The sequence below is a fragment of the Streptomyces sp. NPDC026092 genome (genome assembly GCF_040638605.1).
Lineage (GTDB): Bacteria > Actinomycetota > Actinomycetes > Streptomycetales > Streptomycetaceae > Streptomyces.
The window spans coordinates 49319-74739 of record NZ_JBEZYN010000029.1 but is presented as its reverse complement, the minus strand read 5'-3'; the positions used below and the strand labels follow the sequence as shown (position 1 = coordinate 74739).

General features: G+C 70.9%; 25 protein-coding genes. 10 read left to right on the top strand and 15 right to left on the bottom strand.

From position 1 onward, the window contains the following. The first annotated feature begins 58 nt into the window (after positions 1–58). A complete protein-coding gene (locus tag AB0F56_RS32895) occupies positions 59–805 on the top strand; it encodes a transglycosylase SLT domain-containing protein (RefSeq protein ID WP_362016465.1) in 747 nt (248 codons plus the stop codon). Between the two features lie 83 nt (positions 806–888). Here the strand turns inward: AB0F56_RS32895 and AB0F56_RS32890 are convergent, their stop codons facing one another. Continuing rightward, a complete protein-coding gene (locus tag AB0F56_RS32890; RefSeq protein WP_362016463.1) occupies positions 889–3471 on the bottom strand; it encodes an FHA domain-containing protein in 2583 nt (860 codons plus the stop codon). Between the two features lie 241 nt (positions 3472–3712). Here AB0F56_RS32890 and serB point away from each other — a divergent pair, with 241 nt between their 5' ends. Next, on the top strand, positions 3713–4927 hold the full coding sequence (gene serB, locus AB0F56_RS32885; RefSeq protein ID WP_362016461.1) for a phosphoserine phosphatase SerB: 1215 nt from the start codon (positions 3713–3715) through the stop codon (positions 4925–4927). 93 nt (positions 4928–5020) lie between these two features. Here serB and AB0F56_RS32880 read toward each other — a convergent pair whose 3' ends face one another. From AB0F56_RS32880 to AB0F56_RS32865, 4 genes are all read right to left on the bottom strand, one after another. Beyond that, a complete protein-coding gene (locus AB0F56_RS32880; RefSeq protein WP_362016459.1) occupies positions 5021–5572 on the bottom strand; it encodes a histidine phosphatase family protein in 552 nt (183 codons plus the stop codon). 99 nt (positions 5573–5671) lie between these two features. Further along, positions 5672–5893 (bottom strand): hypothetical protein, encoded by a 222-nt coding sequence (locus AB0F56_RS32875; protein WP_362016457.1) that lies wholly within the window; start codon positions 5891–5893, stop codon positions 5672–5674. Positions 5894–6074: 181 nt separating this feature from the next. Beyond that, entirely contained in the window at positions 6075–6191 is a 117-nt protein-coding gene (locus AB0F56_RS32870; RefSeq protein WP_261992078.1) for an SGM_5486 family transporter-associated protein, read from the bottom strand. A gap of 17 nt (positions 6192–6208) precedes the next feature. After that, positions 6209–7519, bottom strand: a complete 1311-nt coding sequence (locus AB0F56_RS32865) for an MFS transporter (protein ID WP_362016455.1) — start codon at positions 7517–7519, stop codon at positions 6209–6211. Positions 7520–7649: 130 nt separating this feature from the next. On the opposite strand from AB0F56_RS32865, the gene AB0F56_RS32860 reads away from it, so the two are divergent. After that, entirely contained in the window at positions 7650–8375 is a 726-nt protein-coding gene (locus AB0F56_RS32860; RefSeq protein ID WP_362016453.1) for a FadR/GntR family transcriptional regulator, read from the top strand. Here the strand turns inward: AB0F56_RS32860 and AB0F56_RS32855 are convergent. From AB0F56_RS32855 to fabG, 3 genes are all read right to left on the bottom strand, one after another. After that, positions 8308–8724, bottom strand: a complete 417-nt coding sequence (locus AB0F56_RS32855; protein ID WP_362016451.1) for a hypothetical protein — start codon at positions 8722–8724, stop codon at positions 8308–8310. The genes AB0F56_RS32860 and AB0F56_RS32855 overlap by 68 nt on opposite strands. A gap of 163 nt (positions 8725–8887) precedes the next feature. After that, entirely contained in the window at positions 8888–9664 is a 777-nt protein-coding gene (gene fabI, locus AB0F56_RS32850; protein WP_362016449.1) for an enoyl-ACP reductase FabI, read from the bottom strand. 2 nt (positions 9665–9666) lie between these two features. After that, the gene (gene fabG / locus AB0F56_RS32845) at positions 9667–10386 is read right to left on the bottom strand and encodes a 3-oxoacyl-[acyl-carrier-protein] reductase (RefSeq protein WP_362016447.1); all 720 of its coding nucleotides are present in this window, start codon (positions 10384–10386) and stop codon (positions 9667–9669) included. 191 nt (positions 10387–10577) lie between these two features. Between fabG and AB0F56_RS32840 the strand changes: the two genes are divergently transcribed. Genes AB0F56_RS32840 through tyrS form a run of 3 tightly spaced genes read left to right on the top strand, consistent with a single transcriptional unit; the run spans position 10578 to position 14833 of the window. Then, positions 10578–12110, top strand: coding sequence for a TldD/PmbA family protein (locus tag AB0F56_RS32840; RefSeq protein WP_362016445.1), 1533 nt, complete (start codon positions 10578–10580; stop codon positions 12108–12110). Beyond that, a complete protein-coding gene (locus AB0F56_RS32835; protein WP_362016443.1) occupies positions 12107–13501 on the top strand; it encodes a metallopeptidase TldD-related protein in 1395 nt (464 codons plus the stop codon). Before AB0F56_RS32840 ends, AB0F56_RS32835 begins: the two co-directional genes overlap by 4 nt. 54 nt (positions 13502–13555) lie before the next feature. After that, complete coding sequence (gene tyrS / locus AB0F56_RS32830) at positions 13556–14833, top strand: tyrosine--tRNA ligase (RefSeq protein WP_362016441.1); 1278 nt, start codon at positions 13556–13558, stop codon at positions 14831–14833. Positions 14834–14902: 69 nt separating this feature from the next. Here the strand turns inward: tyrS and AB0F56_RS32825 are convergent, their stop codons facing one another. Continuing rightward, positions 14903–15178, bottom strand: a complete 276-nt coding sequence (locus AB0F56_RS32825) for a GlsB/YeaQ/YmgE family stress response membrane protein (RefSeq protein ID WP_362016439.1) — start codon at positions 15176–15178, stop codon at positions 14903–14905. A gap of 180 nt (positions 15179–15358) precedes the next feature. Here AB0F56_RS32825 and AB0F56_RS32820 point away from each other — a divergent pair, with 180 nt between their 5' ends. Together AB0F56_RS32820 and AB0F56_RS32815 are read left to right on the top strand one after the other, a co-directional pair. Then, on the top strand, positions 15359–15703 hold the full coding sequence (locus tag AB0F56_RS32820; protein WP_362016437.1) for a DUF3099 domain-containing protein: 345 nt from the start codon (positions 15359–15361) through the stop codon (positions 15701–15703). Between the two features lie 181 nt (positions 15704–15884). After that, entirely contained in the window at positions 15885–16127 is a 243-nt protein-coding gene (locus AB0F56_RS32815) for a hypothetical protein (protein ID WP_362016435.1), read from the top strand. Here AB0F56_RS32815 and moaA read toward each other — a convergent pair. The 3 genes from moaA to AB0F56_RS32800 all read right to left on the bottom strand — a co-directional run bounded on the left by moaA (position 16110) and on the right by AB0F56_RS32800 (position 19266). Next, positions 16110–17117, bottom strand: coding sequence for a GTP 3',8-cyclase MoaA (gene moaA / locus AB0F56_RS32810; RefSeq protein ID WP_362016433.1), 1008 nt, complete (start codon positions 17115–17117; stop codon positions 16110–16112). The genes AB0F56_RS32815 and moaA overlap by 18 nt on opposite strands. A 152-nt stretch (positions 17118–17269) precedes the next feature. After that, positions 17270–18898, bottom strand: coding sequence for a cation acetate symporter (locus AB0F56_RS32805; RefSeq protein ID WP_362016431.1), 1629 nt, complete (start codon positions 18896–18898; stop codon positions 17270–17272). After that, the gene (locus tag AB0F56_RS32800) at positions 18895–19266 is read right to left on the bottom strand and encodes a DUF485 domain-containing protein (protein ID WP_362016429.1); all 372 of its coding nucleotides are present in this window, start codon (positions 19264–19266) and stop codon (positions 18895–18897) included. The genes AB0F56_RS32805 and AB0F56_RS32800 overlap by 4 nt, the downstream gene beginning before the upstream one ends. Positions 19267–19559: 293 nt before the next feature. Here AB0F56_RS32800 and AB0F56_RS32795 point away from each other — a divergent pair, with 293 nt between their 5' ends. Beyond that, entirely contained in the window at positions 19560–21101 is a 1542-nt protein-coding gene (locus AB0F56_RS32795) for a S8 family serine peptidase (protein ID WP_362016428.1), read from the top strand. Between the two features lie 262 nt (positions 21102–21363). Beyond that, entirely contained in the window at positions 21364–22668 is a 1305-nt protein-coding gene (locus tag AB0F56_RS32790) for a CoA transferase (RefSeq protein ID WP_362016426.1), read from the top strand. A gap of 28 nt (positions 22669–22696) precedes the next feature. Here AB0F56_RS32790 and AB0F56_RS32785 read toward each other — a convergent pair whose 3' ends face one another. The 3 genes from AB0F56_RS32785 to AB0F56_RS32775 are packed head-to-tail and all read right to left on the bottom strand — an operon-like array spanning position 22697 to position 25305. Beyond that, positions 22697–23740: a zinc-dependent alcohol dehydrogenase family protein gene (locus tag AB0F56_RS32785; protein WP_362016424.1), complete on the bottom strand. Its 1044-nt coding sequence runs from the start codon at positions 23738–23740 to the stop codon at positions 22697–22699. 18 nt (positions 23741–23758) lie between these two features. Next, entirely contained in the window at positions 23759–24427 is a 669-nt protein-coding gene (locus AB0F56_RS32780) for a lysoplasmalogenase (RefSeq protein WP_362016422.1), read from the bottom strand. Beyond that, the gene (locus tag AB0F56_RS32775; protein ID WP_362016420.1) at positions 24424–25305 is read right to left on the bottom strand and encodes a sterol desaturase family protein; all 882 of its coding nucleotides are present in this window, start codon (positions 25303–25305) and stop codon (positions 24424–24426) included. Before AB0F56_RS32775 ends, AB0F56_RS32780 begins: the two co-directional genes overlap by 4 nt. Positions 25306–25421 lie beyond the last annotated feature (116 nt).

The window sequence follows — 25421 nt, the reverse complement described above, 5'->3', positions numbered from 1 at the left end:
CAGGCGCAGCGCCGCCCCGGCCTGAGCGACCCCCTGCGATTCGAAGAGGTAGTCCTCCATGTCTGCGAACACTCCCGGCCACTATCGCCTGAAGAAGACGCACAAGGCTTCCCTTGCCGGTGTTGCCGCCCTTGGCGCGGTCGCCCTTGGTGTCACCCTGGTCCCCGGCAACGCCGCCGCCGAGACCGAGCCCCAGGCGCTCAACAACACCCAGCAGGTCGCTCTCGCCTACAACGCGAACAGCCCGCAGGCCAAGGCGCTGCACACCAGCCTCACCGAGCAGCAGAACGCCCTGAGCCTGAAGGCCAAGGCCGACGCCGAGGCGAAGGCCAAGGTCGCCGCCGCGGCCAAGGCGAAGGCGGACGCGAAGGCCAAGGCCGACGCGAAGGCGAAGGCCGCCGCCAAGGCGAAGGCCGACGCGAAGAAGCGCGCCGCCGAGGCGAAGGCGGCCGCGAGCCGTGCCGCCGCCCGCAAGCCCGTCTTCGCGAACAACCTCGACGGCTGGATCCGCGAGGCCCTGTTCATCATGGACAAGCACAACATTCCGGGCACGTACAACGGCCTGCACAAGAACATCATGCGTGAGTCCAGCGGTAACCCGCGGGCCATCAACAACTGGGACATCAACGCCATCAACGGCGTCCCGTCGAAGGGCCTGCTGCAGGTCATCTACCCGACCTTCAAGGCCTACCACATCCCGGGCACCAAGTTCGACCAGTACGACCCGGTCGCCAACCTCGTCGCCGCCGCCAACTACGCGGCCGACCGTTACGGCTCGATCGACAACGTCAACAGCGCGTACTGATCCGTCCAGGACTTCAGGACTGCACGCCGAAGGGCGGCACCCCGTGCGGGGTGCCGCCCTTCGGCGTACGTGGAGTCACGCGGTCACTTGCGCATGACCTCGGGCTCGTGGCGGCGCAGCAGGCGCGCCACCGCGAAGGCGCAGACGACGCCGATGAGCACCAGGACCGTGAGGTTGAAGCCCCACTGGCCGGCCGTGTGGTCCCACAGCGGGTCCAGGTTGGTCGGGTCCTTGTGGTCCCACGGCGGCATCAGGTGCGCGAGGTCCAGGGTCGAGCCCGCCGCGGCGATGGCCCAGCGCGAGGGCATCAGCCAGGCGAACTGCTCCAGGCCGGGCGATCCGTACACCTGGAAGAGGATGCCGGTGAAGACGACCTGGACGATCGCGAACATCACGAGCAGCGGCATGGTCTTCTCGGCGGTCTTCACCAGCGAGGAGATGACCAGGCCGAACATCATCGAGGTGAAGCCGAGCGCGATGATCGTGACGCAGAGCTCGACGGCCGGCGGCATGACCAGGCCCTCTTCGGGCAGCTCGCGGGTGGCGAAGCCGATGCCGCAGATGATCACGCCCTGGAAGGCGGTGATCAGGCCGAGGACGATGACCTTGGACATCAGGTACGCGGAACGGGACAGGCCGGTGGCCCGCTCGCGTTCGTAGATGACCCGTTCCTTGATCAGCTCTCGTACGGAGTTGGCGGCGCCGCTGAAGCACATGCCGACCGCGAGGATCAGCATGATCGTGCCCGCGTCTCCGTTGAAGCGGGAGGGCGGGGTGGGCTTGCCGAGGCCGAAGTCGGCGGGGATGACGACCGAGACCGCGCCGAGGACGGCCGGCAGGATCACCATCAGGCCCAGGAAGCCCTTGTCGGAGGCGATCACCGAGGAGTAGCGGCGGATCAGCGTCCACAGCTGCGAGCCCCAGCCCTGTGGCTTGGGCGGCCTGGCCATGGCCTGCTGCGGCACCTGGACGGGCTGGGCGGCGACGGCGTCGATGTCCGCGGCGTACATCTGGTAGTGCTGCGAGCCCTTCCAGCGGCCCGCCCAGTCGTAGTCGCGGTAGTTCTCGAAGGCGGAGAAGACGTCGGCCCAGGTGGAGTAGCCGAAGAAGTTCAGCGCCTCCTCCGGCGGGCCGAAGTACGCCACCGAACCGCCGGGCGCCATCACGAGCAGCTTGTCGCAGAGGCCGAGCTCGGCCACCGAGTGCGTGACGACGAGGACCGTACGGCCGTCGTCGGCGAGGCCGCGGAGCAGCTGCATGACGTCGCGGTCCATGCCCGGGTCGAGGCCGGAGGTCGGCTCGTCCAGGAAGATCAGCGACGGCTTGGTGAGGAGCTCCAGGGCCACGGAGACACGCTTGCGCTGGCCACCGGAGAGGGAGGTGACCTTCTTCTCCTTGTGGATGTCGAGCTTCAGCTCGCGCAGTACCTCGTCGATGCGGGCCTCGCGCTCGGCCTCGGCGGTGTCGCCGGGGAAGCGGAGCTTGGCCGCGTAGCGCAGCGCCTTCTGGACGGTCAGCTCCTTGTGCAGGATGTCGTCCTGCGGGACCAGACCGATGCGCTGGCGCAGCTCGGCGAACTGCTTGTAGAGGCTCCGGTTGTCGTAGAGGACATCGCCCTCGTTGGCCGGGCGGTAGCCGGTGAGCGCCTTGAGCAGGGTCGACTTGCCGGAGCCGGAGGGGCCGATGACGCCGATGAGCGACTTCTCCGGGACGCCGAAGGTGACGTCCTTGAGAATCTGCTTGCCGCCGTCGACCGTGACGGTGAGGTGGCGGGCCGAGAAGGAGACCTCACCGGTGTCGACGAACTCCTCGAGCTGGCCGCCGACCATACGGAAGGTCGAGTGGCCGACGCCGACGATGTCGTTGGGGCCGATGAGGACGGAGCCGCCCTTGGCGATCGGCTGACCGTTGACGTACGTGCCGTTGTGCGAGCCGAGGTCGCGGATCTCGAACCGGCCGTCGGGCGTCGCGTGGAACTCGGCGTGGTGGCGCGAGACCTGGAGGTCGGAGACGACCAGTTCGTTCTCGAGCGCACGACCGATGCGCATGACGTGGCCGAGGGCGAGTTGGTGGAACGTCGTCGGGCTGCGGTCGCCGTAGACCGGTGGCGCCCCCGCGGCGCCGCCACCCTGGGCGGGAGCCTTCTGCGCGAGCTGCTCGACGGGGCCACCCTGCTGGTGCGGGACCTGCGGCGGCTGCTGCTGCCAGCCCTGCTGCGGCTGCTGGTGCTGCTGGTGCTGCGGCGGCGGGGCCTGGTGCGTGGCCCAGTCGGCCTGCGCGGGGCCTGCCTGCTGGGCGTTCGGGGCGGCGTGGGCCGGCTGCTGCGCGGGCTGCTGATGGGCCGGCGCCTGCTGCGGCGCGGCCGCAGCGGCGAGATTCAGCCGCGGGCCGTCCGTCGCGTTGCCGAGGTGCACCGCGGAGCCGGGGCCGATCTCCATCTGGTGGATCCGCTGCCCCTGCACAAAGGTGCCGTTGGTCGAGCCGTGGTCCTCGATGACCCAACTCCGGCCGCCCCAGCTGATGGTGGCGTGTCGCCACGAGACCCTGGCGTCGTCGATCACCAGGTCGCCCTGCGGATCACGTCCCAGGGTGTACGACCTGGACGGATCGAGGGTCCAGGTCCTTCCGTTCAATTCCAGTACGAGTTCTGGCACTCCATGCCCCACTATTTGTCCCCCGATGTACCCCCGTCGACGGGGGTTTAGGGATGGCGAACATCGGGGGGAACTATTTCAGGCCGGACCCGTACTCCGAAAGTCGGGCGGTGTGAAGACCCCGCAGAGGGGTACCGGCGTCGCGTAGCCCGCCGGTGCGGCGCCTCGACTCCCGACGGTGCCGCGCGCCTCCTGTCCGCCACGCGGGACGGGTGGACCGGTGGCACCCGGTGCCCGATACGGTGGAAGCACCATGAGCGCATCGCAGACCTCAGACGTTCCCACTCTTCTCGTCAAGATCTTCGGGAAGGACCGTCCCGGGATCACCGCCGGACTCTTCGACACCCTCGCCGCCTACTCCGTCGACGTCGTGGACATCGAGCAGGTCGTCTCCCGCGGCCGACTCGTCCTGTGCGCGCTTGTCACCGAGCCGACCGTCGCCTCCCAGGGGGAGCTCCGGGCGACCGTGCACAGCTGGGCGGAGTCGCTGAAGCTCCAGGCCGAGATCATCTCCGGCACCGGTGACAACCGTCCGCGCGGCGTCGGCCGCTCGCACGTCACCGTGCTCGGGCACCCGCTGACCGCCGAGCAGACTGCCGCCATAACGGCGCGTATCGCCGAGAGCGGCGGCAACATCGACCGTATCTTCCGGCTGGCGAAGTACCCGGTGACGGCCGTCGAGTTCGCCGTCTCGGGCTGCGAGACCGGGCCGCTGCGGACCGCCCTGGCCACCCAGGCGCACGAGATCGGCGTGGACGTGGCCGTCGTCTCGGCCGGGCTGCACCGCCGCGCCCAGCGGCTTGTCGTCATGGACGTGGACTCCACGCTCATCCAGGACGAGGTGATCGAGCTCTTCGCGGCGCACGCGGGGTGCGAGGACCAGGTCGCCGAGGTCACGGCGGCGGCGATGCGCGGCGAGCTGGACTTCGAGCAGTCGCTGCACGCGCGGGTGGCTCTCCTGGCCGGGCTCGACGCCTCGGTGGTGGACAAGGTCCGGGCCGAGGTACGGATGACACCCGGTGCCCGCACCCTGATCCGTACGCTCAAGCGGCTCGGCTACCAGGTCGGTGTGGTGTCGGGCGGCTTCACCCAGGTCACGGACGACCTCAAGGAGCGTCTCGGCCTCGACTTCGCCTCGGCCAACACCCTTGAGGTCGTGGACGGGAAGCTGACCGGCCGGGTCACCGGCGACATCGTGGACCGGGCGGGCAAGGCGCGGCTGCTGCGCCGGTTCGCGGCGGAGGCGGGCGTGCCGCTCTCCCAGACCGTGGCGATCGGGGACGGCGCGAACGACCTGGACATGCTGAACACGGCCGGGCTCGGGGTGGCGTTCAACGCCAAGCCGGTCGTACGGCAGGCCGCCCACACGGCGGTCAACGTGCCGTTCCTCGACACCGTCCTGTACCTCCTCGGGATCACCCGGGAAGAGGTCGAGGCGGCGGACGGCGACGAGGATCTGCTGCACTGAGCGTCCTCGTCCTCCGTACGGACGGCGGAAGGCCCGGTCACCGCTCGGTGACCGGGCCTTCGGCGCTCTTCCGGCCTCTGGGTGGGGACGGGATCAGGCGTGCGGGGCCCAGTAGTCGACGAGGGTGCCGACGCCGGGCTCCACGGACTTCCAGGAGCCCTCGAAGGTGACGACGGAGAAGGCGGCCGTCGGGAAGCCGCCCCGGTTCATCCGGGTCAGCGCGTCGCCCTCGGCCTCGCCGACGAGGACCTCGGAGAGCGCGTGCATGCCGGGGTTGTGGCCGATGACGACGAGCGACCGCACCTCGTCGTCGACCTCGTTGAGCAGGGCGATCAGCTCGCCGGGCGAGGCTTCGTACAGCCGCTCCTCGTACACGGTCCTCGGGCGGTGCGGAAGCTCCTGCACGGCCAGCTTCCAGGTCTCGCGGGTCCTGGCGGCGGTCGAGCAGAGGGCCAGATCGAAGGCGATCCCGGTGTCGGCGAGCCTGCGGCCGGCCACGGGGGCATCCGTGCGGCCGCGCTCGGCGAGCGGGCGTTCGTGGTCGGACACCTGGGGCCAGTCGGCCTTGGCGTGCCGGAGCAGCACGATCCTGCGGGGTTCGGGGGATCCGGGGGATGTCCCTCCGGAAGACGCTGCGACGCTCATGGGTTCCAGCCTCCCATGAAACGGGCTGGCGGGCGCAGGGTGTTGACCCGCTCGCGGACGACCGGAAGCGGGCCGGTGAAGGCGGGCAGGCAGGCCGGGTCAGTGGGGCAGCGACTGCTGGATCTGCTCCAGGAGGCGGCCGACCGTGGGGTCGCCGCCGGCGGCGGGGCCGCCGCCCGCGCCCGCTATGAGCAGGAAGAGCGCGACGAACGCGGCGACCGGCAGGGCCAGCGCCCACCAGGGCAGCCGGGTGTCGACGCCGGTGGCGGACGGGGACCCGACGGACGGGGACGGGGTCCTGGTGTGCGTACGGGCCGACATGGCCGCCTCCGTGGGTCGGGACGACGTCCGCAGCGGGTGACTGCGGCGCTGTCTCCACGCTACGGAGCGGCGGAGGGCCGGCCCATCCGGTGATCCACCTACTTCACCCTGACACTCACCCCCTAGGGGATGGAGGGGTTAACCCCACCCACCCCACCGCGAGTCGGGCGGCGTCGGGGGATCACGGCGAGGCGATCGTGGCGATGACGGCGATGACGACCGAGATCCCGAGCATCGCGCCGAGCACGAGCAGGAGCTTCTTCTGGCCGTTCTGGGGGTTCGGGTCGAGCACTGGCATGGGGACAGTCTCGCATCTCAGCATTCGTCCTCGACGGTCCGGTCCCGTCCGGCGAGCGTGCCGATGATCATCTGCGGGATCATCAGCCCGGCCATCAGCGCGATGGGCAGCCCCCAGCCGCCGCTGTGCTGATAGAGGACGCCGACGAGGAGCGGGCCGGGGATGGAGATGAGGTAGCCCACGCTCTGCGCGAAGGCGGAGAGCCGGACGACACCGGCGCCGGTGCGGGAGCGCAGCCCGATCATGGTGAGGGCGAGCGGGAAGGCGCAGTTGGAGACGCCGAGGAGCAGCGCCCAGACCCAGGCCCCCGCCGCCGGGGCGAGGTAGAGGCCGCTGTAGCCGACGAGGCCGCACAGGCCGAGCGCGACGACGATCGGGCCCTGGGTCTTGAGCCGGGTCGCGAGGCCGGGGATGACGAAGGCGAGCGGGACGCCCATGACCATCGTGACGGCGAGCAGCACACCGGCCGTGCCGGCCGGGACGCCCGCGTCGCGGAAGATCTGCGGCATCCAGCCCATGGTGATGTACGCGCCGGTGGCCTGGAGGCCGAAGAAGGCACCGAGCGCCCAGGCGGTGCGGCTCCGGGTGATCCGCAGCGGGGCGCTCGCCGAAGCGCTCCCCCGGGAGGTCGGCTCCGCCGCCGGGAGGGTCGTCGCCGACCTCGCCCGGTCGCGGACGAGCGGGATCCAGGGCAGCACCGCGAGGGCGGCGAGGGCCGCCCAGAGGCCGAGCCCGGCGCGCCAACTGCCGCCGAGCGCCTGGGTCATGGGCACGGTCGCGGCGGCGGCCAGGGAGGTGCCGAGGGCGAGCGCCATCGAGTAGAGCCCGGTCATGGTGCCGACCCGGCCGGGGAAGTACCGCTTGACGATGACGGGCATCAGGACGTTGCTGACGGCGATGCCCATGAGGGCCAGGGCACTGGCGGCGAGGAAGCCGACGGTGCCGGAGGCGAAGGGGCGTACGGCCAGGCCCGCGAAGATCGCCGCCATGCCGGCGCAGACGACGGCCGTGGGGCCGAAGCGGCGGGCGAGGCGGGGCGCGGTGATGCCGAAGATCGCGAAGCAGAGCGGGGGTACGGAGGTGAGGACGCCGGCCACGCTGCCGCTCATGTGGAGCCCCTCGCGGACCTCTTCGAGGAGGGCGCCGAGGCTGGTGATGGCGGGGCGGAGGTTGATCGCGGCGAGCACGAGTCCGACGACGACGAGCCGGGTCACCCACAGGGCCGGCCGGTCCGGTGCGGGAGAATCCGCGGTGGTGGCGGCCGGTCCGGGGGCGGGGGTACGGGCCGGCGGTGCGGCGGTCGTGAGGGTCTTCGGCTCGTCAGGCATGGCGCCATCATAGAATCATGGGATGATTGGTTGTCCAATCCGGAACTGCCTTCGGGAACCGTCCGGAAGCGGGCGACGAACCACACGCGGAAGCGTCCGGAACCCTCCGGACCGAAAGAGAAGGTGCTTCATGGCGCTCGGCTCTCCCCGGCGTTCCGGGCTCTCCGATCAGGTGATCACGGAGCTCCGGAACCAGATCACCTCCGGTGAATGGCCGGTCGGGTCCCGGATCCCGACCGAACCGGAGCTGGTCGAGCAGCTGGGCGTGGCCCGCAACACCGTGCGCGAGGCGGTGCGCGCGCTCGCGCACAACGGACTGCTCGACATCCGGCAGGGCTCGGGGACGTACGTGGTCGCGACGAGCGAGCTGGCCGGGGTCATGCACCGCCGGTTCGCCGACTCCGACCCCCGGCACATCGCGGAGCTGCGCTCCACGCTGGAGTCCTCGGCGGCGAGCCTCGCGGCGCTCCGGCGCACCGACCGCGACCTGAAGCAGCTGGACGCCCTGCTCGCGGGCCGCGAGGAGGCCTGGGTCTCGGGCGACGCCGAGCGGTTCGTGATGGCGGACGGGGCCTTCCACCACGCGGTGGTGGTCGCCTCGCACAACGAGGTGCTGACCGAGCTCTACGCCGACCTCGGCCACGTCCTGCGGCAGTGGCTGCGCGACGACGTGGGCCAGGAGCTGCGCCCCGAGCACCACATGGACCACGCGCGGCTCGTGGAGGCGATCCGGTCCGGCGACGGGGAGACGGCGGCCGCGGAGGCGGCCGGCTATCCGTTCATGTGCCTCAGGGACCTGGGGCCGGTGACGGGGGCGGGGCCTTCGACGGGAGCGGCTCGGCCGGCTGGTGCGTGAGCCAGGCGGACTTGACCTCCTTCCAGCAGCGGGCGGTGAGCTGGGCGTAGGCGGTCGGGCCGACGTCGACGGGCGCGCTGTCGGTGTCCACGTCCCACCAGCGCTCGCACTCGACGTGCAGCCGGACGCGGTCGGTGGTGGGGTACGGGTTCTGGCAGTGGGCGGTGACGGTGGAGCCCTCGACGACCGTGCGGCAGGAGGCCTCGAAGCCCTCGGCGTCCCGGGCCGCCGGCGCCGGTATCTCCTCGGCCGGGGCGGGGGCGGCACGGACCTCGGCGGCTATCCCGAGCCCGGTGAGGAACACGGCGGCCGAGGCGAGAGCGGCGGCCCTGCGGTGCGGCACGCGCATGCCCGTACCTCCTCCCCATCAGTAGCCGGATGTCGCGCTCTGGACCAGTTTGGGGTGGTTCGCCGGAGTTTTCGACTCGGGCGCGGGCCCTCGGGTACGACGAAGGCCGGGCGCCCCCTGAGAGGGGCGACCCGGCCTTTCGTACCGCCGAACGGGTGAGCGCTCAGGCGCCGATCGCGTGCAGACCGCCGTCGACGTGGACGATCTCGCCCGTGGTCTTCGGGAACCAGTCGGACAGCAGGGCGACGACGCCACGGCCGGCCGGCTCCGGGTCGGCGAGGTCCCACTTCAGCGGGGAACGGCTGTCCCAGACCGCCGCCAGCTCGCTGAAGCCGGGGATCGACTTGGCGGCCATGGAGCCGATCGGACCCGCCGAGACGAGGTTGCAGCGGATGTCCTGCTTGCCCAGGTCACGCGCCATGTAGCGGTTGGTGGCCTCGAGCGCCGCCTTGGCCGGGCCCATCCAGTCGTACTGCGGCCAGGCGAACTGCGCGTCGAAGGTGAGGCCGACGACCGCACCGCCCTGGTGCATCAGCGGCAGCAGCGCCATCGTCAGGGACTTCAGCGAGAAGGCCGAGACGTGCATGGCGGTGGCCACCGACTCGAACGGCGTGTTCAGGAAGTTGCCGCCGAGCGCGTCCTGCGGAGCGAAGCCGATGGAGTGGACGACGCCGTCGAGACGGTCGCCGAGCTGCTCGCGGACCTGGCCCTCCAGGCGGGCGAGGTGCTCGTCGTTGGAGACGTCGAGCTCGAGGACCTTGACCTTGTCGGGCTCGGGCAGCTTCTTGGCGATGCGCTCGGTCAGCGTCGGACGCGGCCACGCGGTGAGGATGATCTCCGCGCCCTGCTCCTGGGCCAGCTTCGCGGTGTGGAAGGCGATGGAGGACTCCATCAGCACACCCGTGATCAGGATGCGCTTGCCCTCAAGAATTCCGCTCATGGTCAGTGACCCATGCCCAATCCGCCGTCAACCGGGATGACGGCTCCAGTGATGTACGAAGCGTCGTCGGAGGCGAGGAACTTCACCGCGGCGGCGATCTCCTCGGGCTGCGCGTAGCGGCCCAGCGGCACCTGGGACACGATGCCCGCGCGCTGCTCCTCGGTCAGCACCGCGGTCATGTCGGTGTCGACAAAACCGGGGGCGACGACATTGAACGTGATGTTGCGCGAGCCGAGCTCGCGGGCCAGGGAGCGGGCGAAGCCGACCAGGCCCGCCTTCGAGGCGGCGTAGTTCGCCTGCCCCGCCGAGCCCAGCAGACCGACGACCGAGGAGATCAGGACGACGCGGCCCTTCTTGGCCCGCAGCATGGCGCGGTTGGCGCGCTTGACGACCCGGAAGGTGCCCGTGAGGTTGGTGTCGACGACGGTGGTGAAGTCGTCCTCGCTCATGCGCATGAGGAGCTGGTCCTTGGTGACCCCGGCGTTCGCCACCAGGACCTCCACCGGACCGTGCGTCTCCTCGATCTCCTTGTAGGCCTGGTCCACCTGCTCGGCGTCGGTGATGTCGCACCTGACGGCGAGGCAGCCCAGTTCGAGGAGGGCTGCCGGCGGCTCACCGGACCGGTACGTGATCGCGACCTTGTCGCCGGACTCGGCGAACGCGCGGGCGATGGCGAGGCCGATGCCCCGGTTGCCTCCGGTGACGAGAACCGAGCGGCTCAACGGATCACCCTTTCGATCTTTCAGCGGTCTGGATACCGAAAACCTATCGGTCCGGCCTCGGTCACGAGGGATCGCCCCCTGACAGTGGCGTACGAATGTCACTGTCGGGTCCCTACATAAAGCTCTGGGCGTGGCGGCCCGAAGCGCGACATGATCGGGGGCGACCGGTCTCATACGAACAGGAGACAGCTGTGCCATCTGGGACCCATTCGATCGACGCGGCCTTCACGGCGCTGCCGCTGCGGGCGCTGGCCGACGCCGCGCTGGCACGCGCGCGCGCCCTCGGCTCCGAACACGCGGACTTCCGGCTCGAGCGGGTGCGCAGCGCCTCGTGGCGGCTGCGGGACGCCAAGCCATCGGGTTCCTCCGACACCACGGACCTGGGGTACGCGGTGCGGGTGGTGCACGGCGGGGCGTGGGGGTTCGCCTCCGGGGTGGACCTGACCATGGACGGGGCGGCGCGGGTCGCCTCGCAGGCCGTCGCCATGGCCAAGCTTTCGGCCAAGGTGATCGCCGCGGCCGGTTCCGACGAGCGTGTGGAGCTGGCCGAGGAGCCGGTGCACGCGGAGCGGACCTGGGTCTCCTCGTACGAGATCAACCCCTTCGACATCCCGGACGCCGAGAAGAGCGCGCTGCTCGCCGACTGGAGCGACCGGCTGCTGCGGGCGGACGGCGTGGCGCACGTGGACGCCTCGCTGATGACCGTCCAGGAGAACAAGTTCTACGCGGACACGGCCGGCACGGTCACCACCCAGCAGCGGGTTCGGCTGCACCCGCAGCTCACGGCGGTCGCCGTGGACGGGACGACGGGCGAGTTCGACTCGATGCGGACGATCGCGCCGCCGGTCGGGCGGGGCTGGGAGTACCTGACCGGCACCGGCTGGGACTGGGACGCGGAGCTGGAGTCGATTCCGGGGCTGCTCGCGGAGAAGATGCGGGCGCCGAGCGTGGAGGCGGGGACGTACGACCTGGTGGTCGACCCGTCGAACCTCTGGCTGACGATCCACGAGTCGATCGGGCACGCGACGGAGCTGGACCGGGCGCTCGGCTACGAGGCGGCGTACGCGGGGACCTCGTTCGCCACCTTCGACCAGCTGGGGAAGCTGGCGTACGGCTCGTCGATCATGAACGTGACGGGTGACCGCACCGCCGAGCACGGCCTCGCGACGATCGGGTACGACGACGAGGGCGTCGAGGCGCAGAGCTGGGACCTGGTGAAGGACGGCACGCTCGTCGGCTACCAGCTGGACCGGCGGATCGCGAAGCTGACGGGCCTCGGCCGGTCGAACGGCTGCGCGTTCGCCGACTCCCCCGGGCACGTGCCGGTGCAGCGGATGGCGAACGTCTCGCTCCAGCCGGACCCGGGCGGGCTCTCCACCGAGGACCTGATCGGCGGGGTCGAGCGCGGCATCTACGTGGTCGGCGACCGCTCGTGGTCGATCGACATGCAGCGGTACAACTTCCAGTTCACCGGGCAGCGCTTCTTCCGCATCGAGAACGGCCGGCTCGCCGGGCAGCTGCGGGACGTCGCGTACCAGGCGACGACGACCGACTTCTGGGGCTCGATGGAGAAGGTCGGCGGCCCGCAGACGTACGTCCTCGGCGGCGCGTTCAACTGCGGCAAGGCCCAGCCGGGCCAGGTCGCCGCGGTCTCCCACGGCTGCCCGTCCGCCCTCTTCCGGGGCGTCAACATCTTGAACACCACGCAGGAGGCCGGTCGATGAGCTCGCGTTCCACCAAGCCGTACGAGATCGTCGAGCGGGCGCTCGAGCTGTCGCGGGCGGACGGCTGTGTCGTCATCGCCGACGAGGAGTCCTCCGCCAACCTGCGCTGGGCGGGCAACGCGCTCACGACGAACGGCGTGACCCGGGGCCGTACGCTCACCGTCGTCGCGACCGTGGACGGCGCCCAGGGCACGGCCTCGGGGGTCGTGTCGCGCTCGGCGGTGACCGCCGACGACCTGGAGCCCCTGGTGCGGGCCGCCGAAGCCGCCGCGCGGGCCGCGGGGCCCGCCGAGGACGCGCAGCCGCTGGTCCAGGGCGTCGACGCCTCCGCGGACTTCACGGACGCGCCGGCCGAGACCAGCTCCGCCGTGTTCACCGACTTCGCGCCCGCGCTCGGCGAGGCCTTCGCCCGCGCCCGGGCCGGCGGCCGCGAACTCTACGGCTTCGCCCACCACCAGCTGACCTCCACCTACCTCGGTACGTCGACGGGGCTGCGGCTCCGCCACGACCAGCCCAACGGCACCCTTGAGCTCAACGCCAAGTCCCCGGACCGCCAGCGGTCCGCGTGGGCCGGGCGCTCCACGCGGGACTTCAAGGACGTCGACCCGGCGGCGCTCGACGCCGACCTGGCGAAGCGGCTCGGCTGGGCGGAGCGCAGGATCGAACTGCCCGCCGGGCGGTACGAGACGCTGCTGCCGCCGACCGCGGTCGCCGACCTGCTGATCTACCAGCTGTGGTCCTCGGCGGCCCGGGACGCGGTGGAGGGCCGGACGGTCTTCTCCAAGCCGGGCGGCGGGACGCGCCTGGGCGAGACGCTCTCCCCGCTGCCGCTGACGCTGCGCAGCGACCCGAACGAGCCGGGTCTCGAATCCGCGCCGTTCGTCATCGCGCACGCCTCGGGCGACGACTCCTCCGTCTTCGACAACGGTCTGCCGCTCGCCCGGACGGACTGGGTACGGGAGGGCAGGCTGGAGCACCTCATCACCACCCGGCACACGGCGGGGCTCACGCGCCTGCCGGTGGCGCCCGGTGCGGGGAACCTGATCCTGGAGGGCGGTGGCGAGCAGTCCCTGGACGACATGGTCGCCGCGACCGAGCGCGGGCTGCTCCTCACCTGCCTCTGGTACATCCGCGAGGTCGACCCGGCGACGCTGCTGCTGACCGGGCTGACCCGGGACGGCGTCTACCTCGTGGAGAACGGCGAGGTCGTGGGCGAGGTGAACAACTTCCGGTTCAACGAGTCGCCGGTGGACCTGCTGTCGCGGGCCTCGGAGGCCGGCCGGACCGAGAAGACGCTGCCGCGCGAGTGGAGCGACTGGTTCACCCGGGCGGCGATGCCGGCGCTGCGGGTGCCGGACTTCAACATGAGCTCGGTCAGCAAGGGCGTCTGACCCCCATAGACTGGGGTCGGCGTGACTACAACCAATCCAAGGAGACGGACGATCGTGACGGACATCGTCGACGAGCTGAAGTGGCGCGGGCTGTTCGCCCAGTCCACCGACGAGGACGCACTGCGCAAGGCTCTCGCGGACGGTCCCGTCACGTTCTATTGCGGCTTCGACCCGACCGCGGCCAGTCTCCACGTCGGCCACCTGGTCCAGGTGCTCACCGTCCGCCGGCTCCAGCAGGCCGGTCACCGGCCGCTGGCGCTGGTCGGCGGGGCCACCGGCCAGATCGGCGACCCGCGCCCGACGGCCGAGCGCACCCTGAACGACCCCGAGACGGTCGCGAACTGGGTGAACCGGCTCCGGGGCCAGATCGAGCCCTTCCTCTCCTTCGAGGGGGAGAACGCGGCGGTCATGGTGAACAACCTGGACTGGACCGCGGGCCTGTCCGCGATCGAGTTCCTGCGGGACATCGGCAAGCACTTCCGGGTCAACAAGATGCTGACCAAGGACTCCGTGGCCCGGCGCCTGGAGTCCGAGCAGGGCATCAGCTACACCGAGTTCAGCTACCAGCTGCTCCAGGGCATGGACTTCCTGGAGCTGTACCGGCGGTACGGCTGCACGCTCCAGCAGGGCGGCTCCGACCAGTGGGGCAACCTGGTGGCCGGGCTCGACCTGATCCACCGCCTCGAGCCGGGCGCCGAGGTGCACGCGCTCGCGACGCCGCTGATGGTCAAGGCGGACGGCACCAAGTTCGGCAAGACCGAGGGCGGGGCCGTCTGGCTCGACGCGGAGATGACGACGCCGTACGCGTTCTACCAGTTCTGGCTGAACGTGGACGACCGTGACATCTCCACGTACATGCGGATCCTGTCCTTCAAGTCCCGCGCGGAGCTGGAGGAGCTGGAGCAGCTCACCGCCGAGCGGCCGCAGGCGCGGACCGCGCAGCGGGCGCTCGCCGAGGAGCTGACGACGCTGGTGCACGGCGCCGAGCAGTGCGCGGCCGTCATCAGCGCCTCGAAGGCGCTGTTCGGGCAGGGCGACCTGGCCGAGCTGGACGAGGCCACGCTCGCCGCGGCGCTCTCCGAGCTGCCGCACGCGCGCGTGACCGCGCTCGGGCAGGTCGTGGACCTGTTCACCGAGGTCGGTCTCGCGCCGAGCAAGTCGGGCGCGCGCCGCACGGTGAAGGAGGGCGGGGCCTACGTGAACAACGTGAAGGTGACCGCCGAGGACGCCGAGGTGGCGGCGGACGAGCTGCTGCACGGCCGCTGGCTGGTGCTGCGCCGGGGCAAGAAGAACCTGGCGGCGATCGAGCTCGTGGCCGGCACGGAGGGCTGACGCCCCCGGTCGATCGGCGACATGACGGAGGCCGGTACGCGCGTCGCGCGCGTACCGGCCTCCGTCATGTCAGGCTCGTTGTTTGTTGCCGCGGACCGTGGTCCACAGCATGTCGCCCAAGCCCACCACGACGACCGCGCCGACGAGTTGGAGCAGGTGGCGGATCCAGTCGATGCCCTTGGTGTCCTCGACACCGATCCAGCCCGCGACAGCATTGCCGAGAATGCTGCCGAGAATGCCGAAAATGGTCGTCAGCCACAGAGGGATCTGCTGCTTCCCCGGGATGATCGCCTTGGCGATCAGACCGAGGACGAATCCCACGATGATTGCCCACAACCAGCTCATGCTCGCCTCCTCATGCGGCGCAATCTGCGCATGTGGGCCCAGTCTCGGCCCATCCGCCATACGGCGCATGTCGGACGGACCCATACGTGACCCGGCCTCCTCGACCTCGGACCTCAGGCGTACCGTGGAGACAGGTCCGGAACGGGGAGAGTCCGGCGTGGACGCTGGTGGTGGAATGTGATGCGGAAGCATGGCGGAGCCGAGGTCTTCCGGATCACCGGGGCCCGGCAGGGTCTCGCCGAGGACGTGCGGGGCCGCGAGCGTCGGTACGTGATCTCGATGACGATCAGGACGCTGTCCGTGATCGCCGCGGTCGTCCTGTGGAACGTCGAACGCCACGTGTCCATCGTGGCCCTGGTACTGGGTGCGCTGCTCCCCTATGTCGCCGTGGTCGTCGCCAACGCGGGACGGGAGCGGCCGCCGTCGCTGCCGTCGACGTTCGTCCCCGCGCCGACCCGGCCCGAACTCCCCGCGGGGGACGTCCCGGCGGAACCGCGTACGGAACGCGCACACGATCAGAGTTGATCATCGTAGCGATCTAAAAGCTCAGGAAAAGCTCAGATCAATCATGAAGTTCCGGTGCACCGGAACCCGTCCCCCGTGACATACTTCCTACGCGCTCCGCATCCCCCGTCGGAGCGACGGACCGGTGCCGGGCAGCTCCCCCCGTGGCTGCTCGGCATCGCCATTGCTGGACAATGATCGGATGAGCGACGAGACCCCGATCTGTTCGGCCAAGGGCTGCCGCGCCGCCGCGGTGTGGGTGCTGGCCTGGAACAACCCGAAGCTGCACACGCCCGAGCGCCGCAAGACCTGGCTCGCCTGCGAGGAGCACCGCGAGCACCTCTCCCAGTTCCTGGGTGTACGGGGCTTCCTCAAGGATGTCGTCCTGCTGACCGACTGGGAGTCGGCCGACGACTCAGCCGACGGGTCAGCCGCCGATAGCTGACATCGGGCGCTCGGGCTGCAGGAAGCTCGGGTCGTCAAGGCCCGAGCCCGCCTTCTTGCCCCACATCGCCAGCTTCCAGATCCGGGCGATCTCCGCGTCCGAGTCGGCCGAGCCCTCCGGCCCCGCCGCGCGCAGCGCCGCCCGCAGGTCGGTCTCCTCGGTGGCGAACAGACACGTGCGCACCTGGCCGTCGGCGGTCAGCCGGGTCCGGTCGCAGGCCCGGCAGAACGGGCGGGTGACGGAGGCGATGACGCCCACGGTGTGCGGTCCGCCGTCCACGACCCAGCGCTCGGCGGGGGCCGAGCCGCGCTCGTCCGAGCCCTCGGGGGTCAGGGTGAAGCGGGTGCGCAGGGACTCCAGGATGTCCCCGGCGGTGATCATGCCGTCGCGCTTCCAGCCGTGCTGGGCGTCCAGCGGCATCTGCTCGATGAACCGCAGTTCGTAGCCGTTCTCCACGGCCCAGGCCAGCAGGTCGGGGGCCTCGTCGTCGTTGAGCCCGGGCATCAGGACCGCGTTGACCTTCACCGGGGTGAGCCCGGCGTCCCGCGCGGCGGCCATGCCGTCGATCACGTCGTGATGGCGGTCGCGGCGGGTCAGGGTCTTGAAGACGTCGGGGCGCAGGGTGTCCAGCGAGACGTTGACCCGGTCGAGGCCGGCGGCCTTCAGCGCGGCGGCCGTCCGCTTGAGTCCGATGCCGTTCGTGGTCAGGGACATCCGGGGGCGGGGCTCCAGGGCCGCGCAGCGCTCGACGATCCCGACCAGGCCGGGGCGGAGCAGCGGCTCGCCGCCGGTGAAGCGGACCTCCGTGACACCGAGCTGGGTGACCGCGATCCGTACCAGCCGGACGATCTCGTCGTCGGTCAGCAGATCGGGCTTGGCCAGCCACTGCAGACCTTCCTCCGGCATGCAGTACGTGCAGCGCAGATTGCACCGGTCGGTGAGCGAGACGCGAAGGTCGGTGGCCTGTCGGCCGTACGTGTCGATGAGCACTGTGGGCCCCCTCCCCTTCGTTCGGTGATTTATACAGCGAGCCTACGCGAGAGCACCGACGACGAGCAGGGGCCGTTTGTCACGAGGACCGCGTCGGCCGCGTCGTAGGACCCTACGACGCGGCCGCTCCGGTATCGCTCACCGTGTACGGGTCAGTGCGCTCCGACACCGGTGAGGGACTTGACCTCCAGTTCGGCGTACTTGCCCTTGTCCGGCTCCTCCTTGGAGAGGATCGAGCCGAGCCAGCCGAGCAGGAAGCCCAGCGGGATCGAGACGAGGCCCGGGTTCTCCAGCGGGAACCAGTAGAAGTCGACGGTCTTGAACATCGAGGTGGGCTTGCCGGAGACGACCGGCGAGAAGAGCACCAGGACGACCGAGGAGATCAGACCGCCGTAGATCGACCAGAGCGCGCCCTGGGTGGTGAACCGCTTCCAGAACAGGCTGTAGAGGATCGTCGGCAGGTTGGCGGAGGCGGCGACCGCGAAGGCGAGGGCGACCAGGCCGGCGACGTTGAGGTCGCGGGCGAGCGCGCCGAGGGCGATCGAGACGACACCGATGAAGACGGTCGCCCAGCGGGCCGCGCGGACCTCCTCCTTCTCGGTGGCCTTGCCGCGCCGGATGACGTTGGCGTAGATGTCGTGCGCGAAGGAGGACGACGAGGCCAGGGTGAGTCCGGCGACCACCGCGAGGATGGTGGCGAAGGCGACGGCGGAGATCACGGCGAGCAGGATCGCGCCGCCGGTGGAGCCGGAGCCGCCGCCGATCTCCAGGGCCGCGAGCGGGGCCGCGGTGTTGCCCGCCTTGTTCGAGGCGATGATGTCGCTGTTCTTCAGCAGGGCGGCGGCGCCGAAGCCGAGCACGATCGTCATCAGGTAGAACGCGCCGATGATGCCGATGGCCCAGTTGACCGACTTACGGGCGGCCTTGGCGGTCGGCACCGTGTAGAAGCGGATCAGGATGTGCGGCAGGCCGGCCGTGCCGAGGACGAGCGCGATGCCGAGCGAGAGGAAGTCCAGCTTCGAGATGCTGGTGGCCCCGTACTTGAGCCCGGGCTCGAGGAAGGCCGAGCCCTTGCCGCTGTTGGTGGCGGCCGCGCCGAGCAGGTCGGAGAGGTTGAAGTTGAACTTCAGCAGGATGAGGAAGGTGATCAGGAGCGTGCCCGCGATGAGCAGGACGGCCTTGACCATCTGCACCCAGGTGGTGCCCTTCATGCCGCCGATGGTGACGTACACGATCATCAGGATGCCGACCAGGGCGACGATGGCGATCTTGCCGCCGTCGCTGGTGATGCCGAGCAGCAGCGAGACGAGCACGCCGGCGCCGGCCATCTGTGCGAGCAGGTAGAAGATCGAGACGACGATCGTGGAGGTACCGGCAGCGGTACGGACCGGGCGCTGGCGCATCCGGTAGGCGAGGACGTCGCCCATGGTGTACCGGCCGGAGTTGCGCAGCGGCTCGGCGACCAGGAGCAGGGCGACCAGCCAGGCGACCAGGAAGCCGATGGAGTACAGGAAACCGTCGTAGCCGAAGAGCGCGATCGCGCCGGCGATGCCGAGGAAGGACGCGGCGGACATGTAGTCGCCGGAGATCGCGAGGCCGTTCTGGAAGCCGGTGAACTGGCGGCCTCCGGCGTAGAAGTCGGCGGCGCTCTTGGTCTGGCGGCCGGCCCAGACGGTGATGAAGAGCGTGGCGACGACGAAGGCCCCGAAGAGGGTGATGATCAGCGGCCGGTGCTCGCTGGTGGCGCTGCTCGCCGCGAGGAGGAGGGTGGAGCTGTTCACGCGTCGGCCTCCATACGGGACTTGATGGCCTCGGCCTTGGGGTCGAGGCGGTCGGCCGCGTGGCGGGAGTAGAGCCAGGCGATGAGGAAGGTGGTGGCGAACTGGCCGAGGCCGAGGACGAGCGCCACGTTGATGTTGCCGAAGAGCTTGGTGCCCATGAAGCCGCCCGCGTAGTTGGAGAGCAGCACGTACAGCAGGTACCAGGCGATGAAGGCGACCGTCAGGGGGAAGGCGAAGGAGCGGTACGTACGGCGCAGTTCGCCGAATTCCGCACTCTCCTGCACCTCGACGAAGGCCTCGGTCGTGGGCTGGACGGGGCCGGCGTAGGCCTCGGGGCCGTCCGGTGGCGGCGGTGCTTCGGTGACCACGGAATCTCCTTGGGGCGCGGGTGCGGTGGGCATGGACAAAGGGGCCTCACTGGGGGTCGGGGACGGTGCTCCGGCCGGAGCACCTCCCCTGCACAACGGCACGGAGCGCGCGGCGAAGCGGTTCACGGGGAGTGGTTCTCCTCCGTGGGTCTGTCTGGATATTCCTCCGGATCCACGCCAATCCCTCTCAACTCATTGATGACGCGGGAAGATCAGCGATAACTTCACTCGTCATGCACCTGCCTGTACGCAAACGGCGTACGGGCAGTACATACGGATGATGTGGAGAACCCATGGCTCATCTGGGATCGAGACGCGGCCGAGTACTCGCTCTGCCCGTCGGTCTCGCGCTCACGGCCTCGCTCGGCTTCCTGCCGGCGGGCGCCTCCGCCGCCGAGGTCAGCGACGGCGCCGCGACGACCGCCGTCTCGACGAACGGCCCGAAGCTGTCCTACGTCGTCAACGTCGACGGGGGCCGCGGGACGGCCGCCTCGGTGAAGAAGGCGATAGCCGCGGCCGGTGGCACGGTGGTCATCGCGTATGACCAGATAGGCGTGATAGTCGTCCACTCGCAGAACCCCGAGTTCGCGAAGACGATCCGCAAGGCCCGGGGTGTGGTGTCGGCCGGTTCGACGCGTACCGCCCCGCTCTCCGTCCAGAAGGACACCTCCGTCGGCGAGGGTGGTCAGGCGCTCACCGCGGCCGAGGCGACCTCCGCCGCGGCACGTGCCACGGACGACCAGGACGCGCTGGAGCCGCTGCAGTGGGACCTGCCCGCCATCAAGGCGGACCAGGCCCACCGCAAGACCCTCGGCAGCAGCAAGGTCACGGTCGCCGTCATCGACACGGGTGTCGATGACACCCACCCGGACCTGGCGCCGAACTTCGACGCCCGCGCCTCGGCCAACTGCGTGACCGGCAAGCCGGACATCACGCCCGGCTCGTGGCGGCCGCAGGCGGGCGAGAGCGACCACGGCACGCACGTCGCCGGCACGATCGCCGCCGCCAAGAACGGCACCGGCATCACCGGTGTCGCGCCGGGCGTGAAGGTCTCGGGCATCAAGGTGTCCACGACCGAGGGCTTCTTCTACACCGAGGCCGTCGTCTGTGGCTTCATGTGGGCGGCCGAGCGCGGTGTCGAGATCACCAACAACAGCTACTACACCGACCCGTGGCTGTTCGCCTGCAAGAACGACGAGGACCAGAAGGCCCTGATCGAGGCCGTCACCCGCGCGACCCGCTACGCGGAGCGCAAGGGCACGGTCAACGTCGCGGCGGCCGGCAACTCCAAGATGGACCTGGCGGCGGACGAGCTCACCGACGTCACCAGCCCGAACGACACCACGCCGGTGACCCGGGTCATCAACCCGAAGGAGTGCTTCGACTACCCGGCGATGCTGCCGGGCGTGGTCACCGTCTCCGCGACGGGTGCCAAGGACCTGAAGGCCTCCTACTCCAACTACGGTCTCGGCGTCGTCGACATCGCGGCGCCGGGCGGAGACCGGACCGAGTACCAGACCCCGGACGCTCCGGCTGTCAACGGCCGCATCCTGTCGACCACGGTCAACGGCGGCTACAACTACAAGGCCGGTACGTCGATGGCCTCGCCGCACGCCGCCGGTGTGCTCGCGCTGCTGAAGTCGACGCACCCGAAGGCGAGCCCGGCGCAGCTGAAGGCCATGCTGTACGCGCAGGCCGACGACCGCGCCTGCACCAACCCGTACGACATCGAGGGTGACGGCGTCGTCGACGCGGTCTGCGAGGGCGGCAAGAGCAAGAACGGCTTCTACGGGGCCGGTCTCGTGGACGCGCTCGACGCGGTCAAGCGCCGCTAGGGAGTGTCCGGAAAGTATGGTCGTCCGCCCGAAGGGTAGGGCTCGCGGCGTCCGGTGCGTGCGATCGCAAGGCGCCGGGATGCCCTCGTAGCGGAGCTACGTGGGCATGTCGGCAACGCGGCGAGCGTGCGTGCCGGGCGTCGCGAGCCGGGCCAGACTTTCCGGACACGAGCTAGTACGTACGTCGCGCAAAGGAGGGGCCCTGGTGTGGTGCGCCACACCGGGGCCCCTTCGCGTGGCACGGAGTGCCATCATGCGGCGCATGGACAACACAGTGCGTACGGGTACGGAGTTGTTGTGGTCGGCCCTCGGCGGCGATCCCTCGCTGGTCGACCGGGTGGCGTACGGAGGTCCGTCGGGGCTCCTCGCGGCCCGTCTGCCGGTGATGGACCTGGCGCGGGCGGCGGTCGCGGTCGCGGGGCTCGCGGCGGTCGAGCGGGCCGGACTGCCGGGGCGGGTCCGGGTGGACGACGGGGCGGTCGCCACGGCCTTCGTGAGCGAGCGTCACCTCCGGATCGACGGCAGGGAGCCGGTCACCTTCGCGCCGCTCTCCCGCTTCTGGCGGGCCTCGGACGGCTGGGTCCGTACGCACGCCAACTACCCGCACCACCGGGCCGCGTTGCTGTCGGCCCTGGGGGTGCGGGAGGAGTCGGTGGAGGCCGTGGCGGCGGCGATCGCCGAGCGGAAGGCCGTCGAGACCGAGACGACGGTGTACGCGGCCGGGGGCCTCGCCGTCGCCCTGCGTGCCCCTGAGGAGTGGGCGGCGCACGAGCAGGGCCGGGAGGTGGCGGCGCGGCCCCTGCTGACCCGGGAGCGGCTCGACGAGGCGGCGCCGAGGACGCGCCCGGACCGGCCGCTGCGGGTCCTGGACCTGACCCGGGTCCTCGCCGGGCCGGTCGCGACGCGAACGCTCGCGCTGCTCGGCGCGGACGTGCTGCGGATCGACCCGCCGGCCAACCCCGAACTGCCCGACCAGCACGCGGACACCGCCGTCGGCAAGCGGACCGCCGCGCTCGACCTGGAGAGCCCCTCGGACCGGCGGACCTTCGACGAGCTGCTCGACGCGGCCGACGTCCTGGTCACCGGCTACCGCCCCGGCGCCCTGGACCGCTTCGACCTCCACCGCCCCGGCCTGGTGATCGCCCGGCTCTCCGCGTGGGGCGACTACGGGCCCTGGGGCGAGCGGCGCGGCTTCGACAGCCTGGTGCAGGTGGCGACCGGCATCGCGGTGACCGAGGGCTCGGCGGACGGGCCGGGCGCGCTGCCCGCGCAGGCCCTGGACCACGGCACGGGCTACCTGCTCGCGGCGGCCGTCCTGCGCTCCCTGACCGAGCAGGAGCGGGAGGGCGGCACGCGTCTCGTACGCCTGGCGCTGGCCCAGACGGGCCACTGGCTGACGCACGCGCTGCCCCGGTACGAGCCGGAGCGGTACCTCACGGAGACGGACGGCCCGCTGGGCCGGCTGCGGCACGCGCTGTCGCCCGTCTCGTACGAGGACTGCCCGGCGGGCTGGTCACGCCCGCCGGGCGTCGCGGGAGCGGACGCTCCCGAGTGGCTCGGGGCTTGAGCTCAGGGCTTGAGCTCAGGGCTTGAGCTCAGGGCTTGACCAGGACCTTGAGCGCGGTGCGCTCGTCCATGGCCTTGTAGCCGCCGGGGACGCCGTCGAGTCCGACCGTCAGGTCGAAGACCGGGGACGGGTCGATCGTGCCGTCGAGGACGTCCGGGAGCAGCTCGGGGATGTACGCCCGGACCGGGGCGACGCCGCCGCGCAGGGCGATGTTCCGGTCGAACATGACGGAGAGGTCGAGTCCCGTACCGCTGCCGTGCGGGACGCCGACGTAGCCGATGGAGCCGCCGTCTCGGGTGATGGCGACGGCGGTGCGCATCGACTGCTCGGTGCCGACGGCCTCGATGACGGCGTGGGCGCCCTGCCCGCCGGTGAGCTCGAGGACGGCCGCCTCGGCGGCCTCGCCGCGCCCGGCGACGACGTCGGTGGCGCCGAAGGTGCGGGCGATGTCGGTACGGACGGTGTGGCGGCCGAGCGCGATGATCCGCTCCGCGCCGAGCCGCTTGGCGGCGAGGACGCCGCACAGGCCGACGGCGCCGTCGCCGACGACCGCGACGGTGGAACCCTTGACGACGCCGGCGCCGAGGGCGGCGTGGTGGCCGGTGCCCATGACGTCGGAGAGGGCGAGGAGCGCGGTCAGGAGGTGGTCGTCGGAGGCGGCCTCGGCGGGCAGCTTGACGAGGGTGCCGTCGGCGAAGGGGACGCGGACGGCCTCGCCCTGGCCGCCGTCGGAGCCGACGGAGCCCCAGAAGCCGCCGCGCGGGCAGGAGGTCTGGAGGCCCTCGGCGCAGTAGTCGCAGGTGCCGTCGGACCAGACGAACGGGGCGACGACGAGGTCGCCCGCGGCGAAGCCGGTGACGCCGGCGCCCGCCTCCTCGACGATGCCGAGGAACTCGTGGCCGATGCGCTGGCCGGGCTGCCGGGCCGACTCGCCGCGGTAGGCCCACAGGTCGCTGCCGCAGATGCAGGCCCGCAGGACCCGTACGACGACGTCGGTGGGGTCCTGGACGACGGGGTCGGGGACGTCCTCCACGCGCATGTCGAACGGGGCGTGGATGGTGGTGGCGCGCATGCGGGGAGGTCCTTGCTGTCAGGCGGCGGTACTCCGCTCACCGTACGCCTGTGTGAGGACGCCCGTGGTCAGCAGGTACTGGGCGGCGACGTAGGTGGCCATGATCCAGAAGTCGGGGGCGGGGAGCTGGGGCCACTCGGCGACGCCGGTCGCGATGAGGGTGTCGGAGAGCAGGAAGAGCGCGCCGCCTGCGCCCGCGGTGAGCCCGAGGGAGCTGGCACGGTAGGCCATGGCGGTGAGCAGGAGGGAGTAGCCGGCGACGGGGATCCGCAGGTCGGCGGGGAGGTCGGGCCAGAGCAGCGCGACGGTGCCGAGGAGGGCGACGGTGTACGCGATCCCGAGGGGTACGGACGTGCTCCGGCGCCCGAAGAGCGCGAGGTAGCAGACGTGCCCGGCGGCGAAGGAGCCCATGCCGACGAGGAAGGCCCAGTCGGCGTCGAACAGCAGGAAGACGTCGCCGCCCCAGCCGAAGAGCAGCGCGACGATCAGGAGCCTGGGGGCGCCTCGGGTGGCGGCGTACGCGGCGAGCAGCGGCATGAGCAGCGGCTTGGCGATCCGGTGCCCGAGCTCGGCGCCGGCGAGGAGGGAGACCAGGTCGACGGCGACGGCGAGCGCGAAGGCGGCGAGGAGGGCGCGGGAGAGCGTGCTCGAGACGGTGGCGGCGGAGGCCGCGGTACGGGCGCTCACGCGGCGGGCTCCGCGGCGGCGGGGCCGGTGCCCGTGGCCGGCGGCTGTGTCCTCGGCTGCCAGCCCGGCCCCCGGAAGACCCGCCCGGTGCGTTCGCGCCAGCTGGTCGCGGCGCGGACGTCGCGGGCGATGGCGGCGTACTCGTGGGTGGCGACGCGCAGCGGGTTGTACGTCTCGATGTTCTTGGTGAGGCCGAAGACGGGCTTGGTCGTCTCCCCCACCCAGGAGCCGAACGTCCGGTCCCAGACGATGAGGATCCCGCCGAAGTTCCGGTCCAGGTAGCCGCCCTGGGAGGCGTGGTGGACGCGGTGGTGGGAGGGCGTGTTGAGGACGTACTCGAAGGGGCGGGGCAGCCGGTCGATGCGCTCGGTGTGGATCCAGAACTGGTACACGAGGTTGATCGAGTAGCAGAACGCGACGGCCGCCGGGTGCACGCCGAGGGCGATCATCGGCAGGTAGAACGGCCAGGACGTCAGGCTGGTCCAGGGCTGGCGCAGCGCGGTGGTGAGGTTGAACTTCCGGCTGCTGTGGTGCACGACGTGGCAGGCCCACAGGACGCGGATGACGTGGTGGCCGCGGTGCTGCCAGTAGTAGAAGAAGTCCTGGGCGAGCAGCATCAGCGGGATCGTCCACCACACGATCGGGACGCGGAGCGGGGTGAGCTCGTAGACCGCGGTGTAGATGGCGACGATCGGGATCTTCCAGAGGAAGTCGAAGACGAGACTGCCGATCCCCATGCCGAGGCTGGTGGCGGCGTCCTTGGTCTCGTATCCGGCGGCGTCCTCGTCGGGATGGAGTCGGTAGCTGACCATCTCCAGGACGGTGAGCAGGACGAACGCCGGTATGGACCAGAGCACGACATCGGGCAGGTTCGGCATGCCGACGACGGTAGAGGTGCGGGTCGGGGTGCGGCTAGACGCTGTTACCGACAAGTATGCGAGACGACTTGTCAGCAAGCTTTGACACCTTCCGACAAGACGGGGCGGCGTACGAT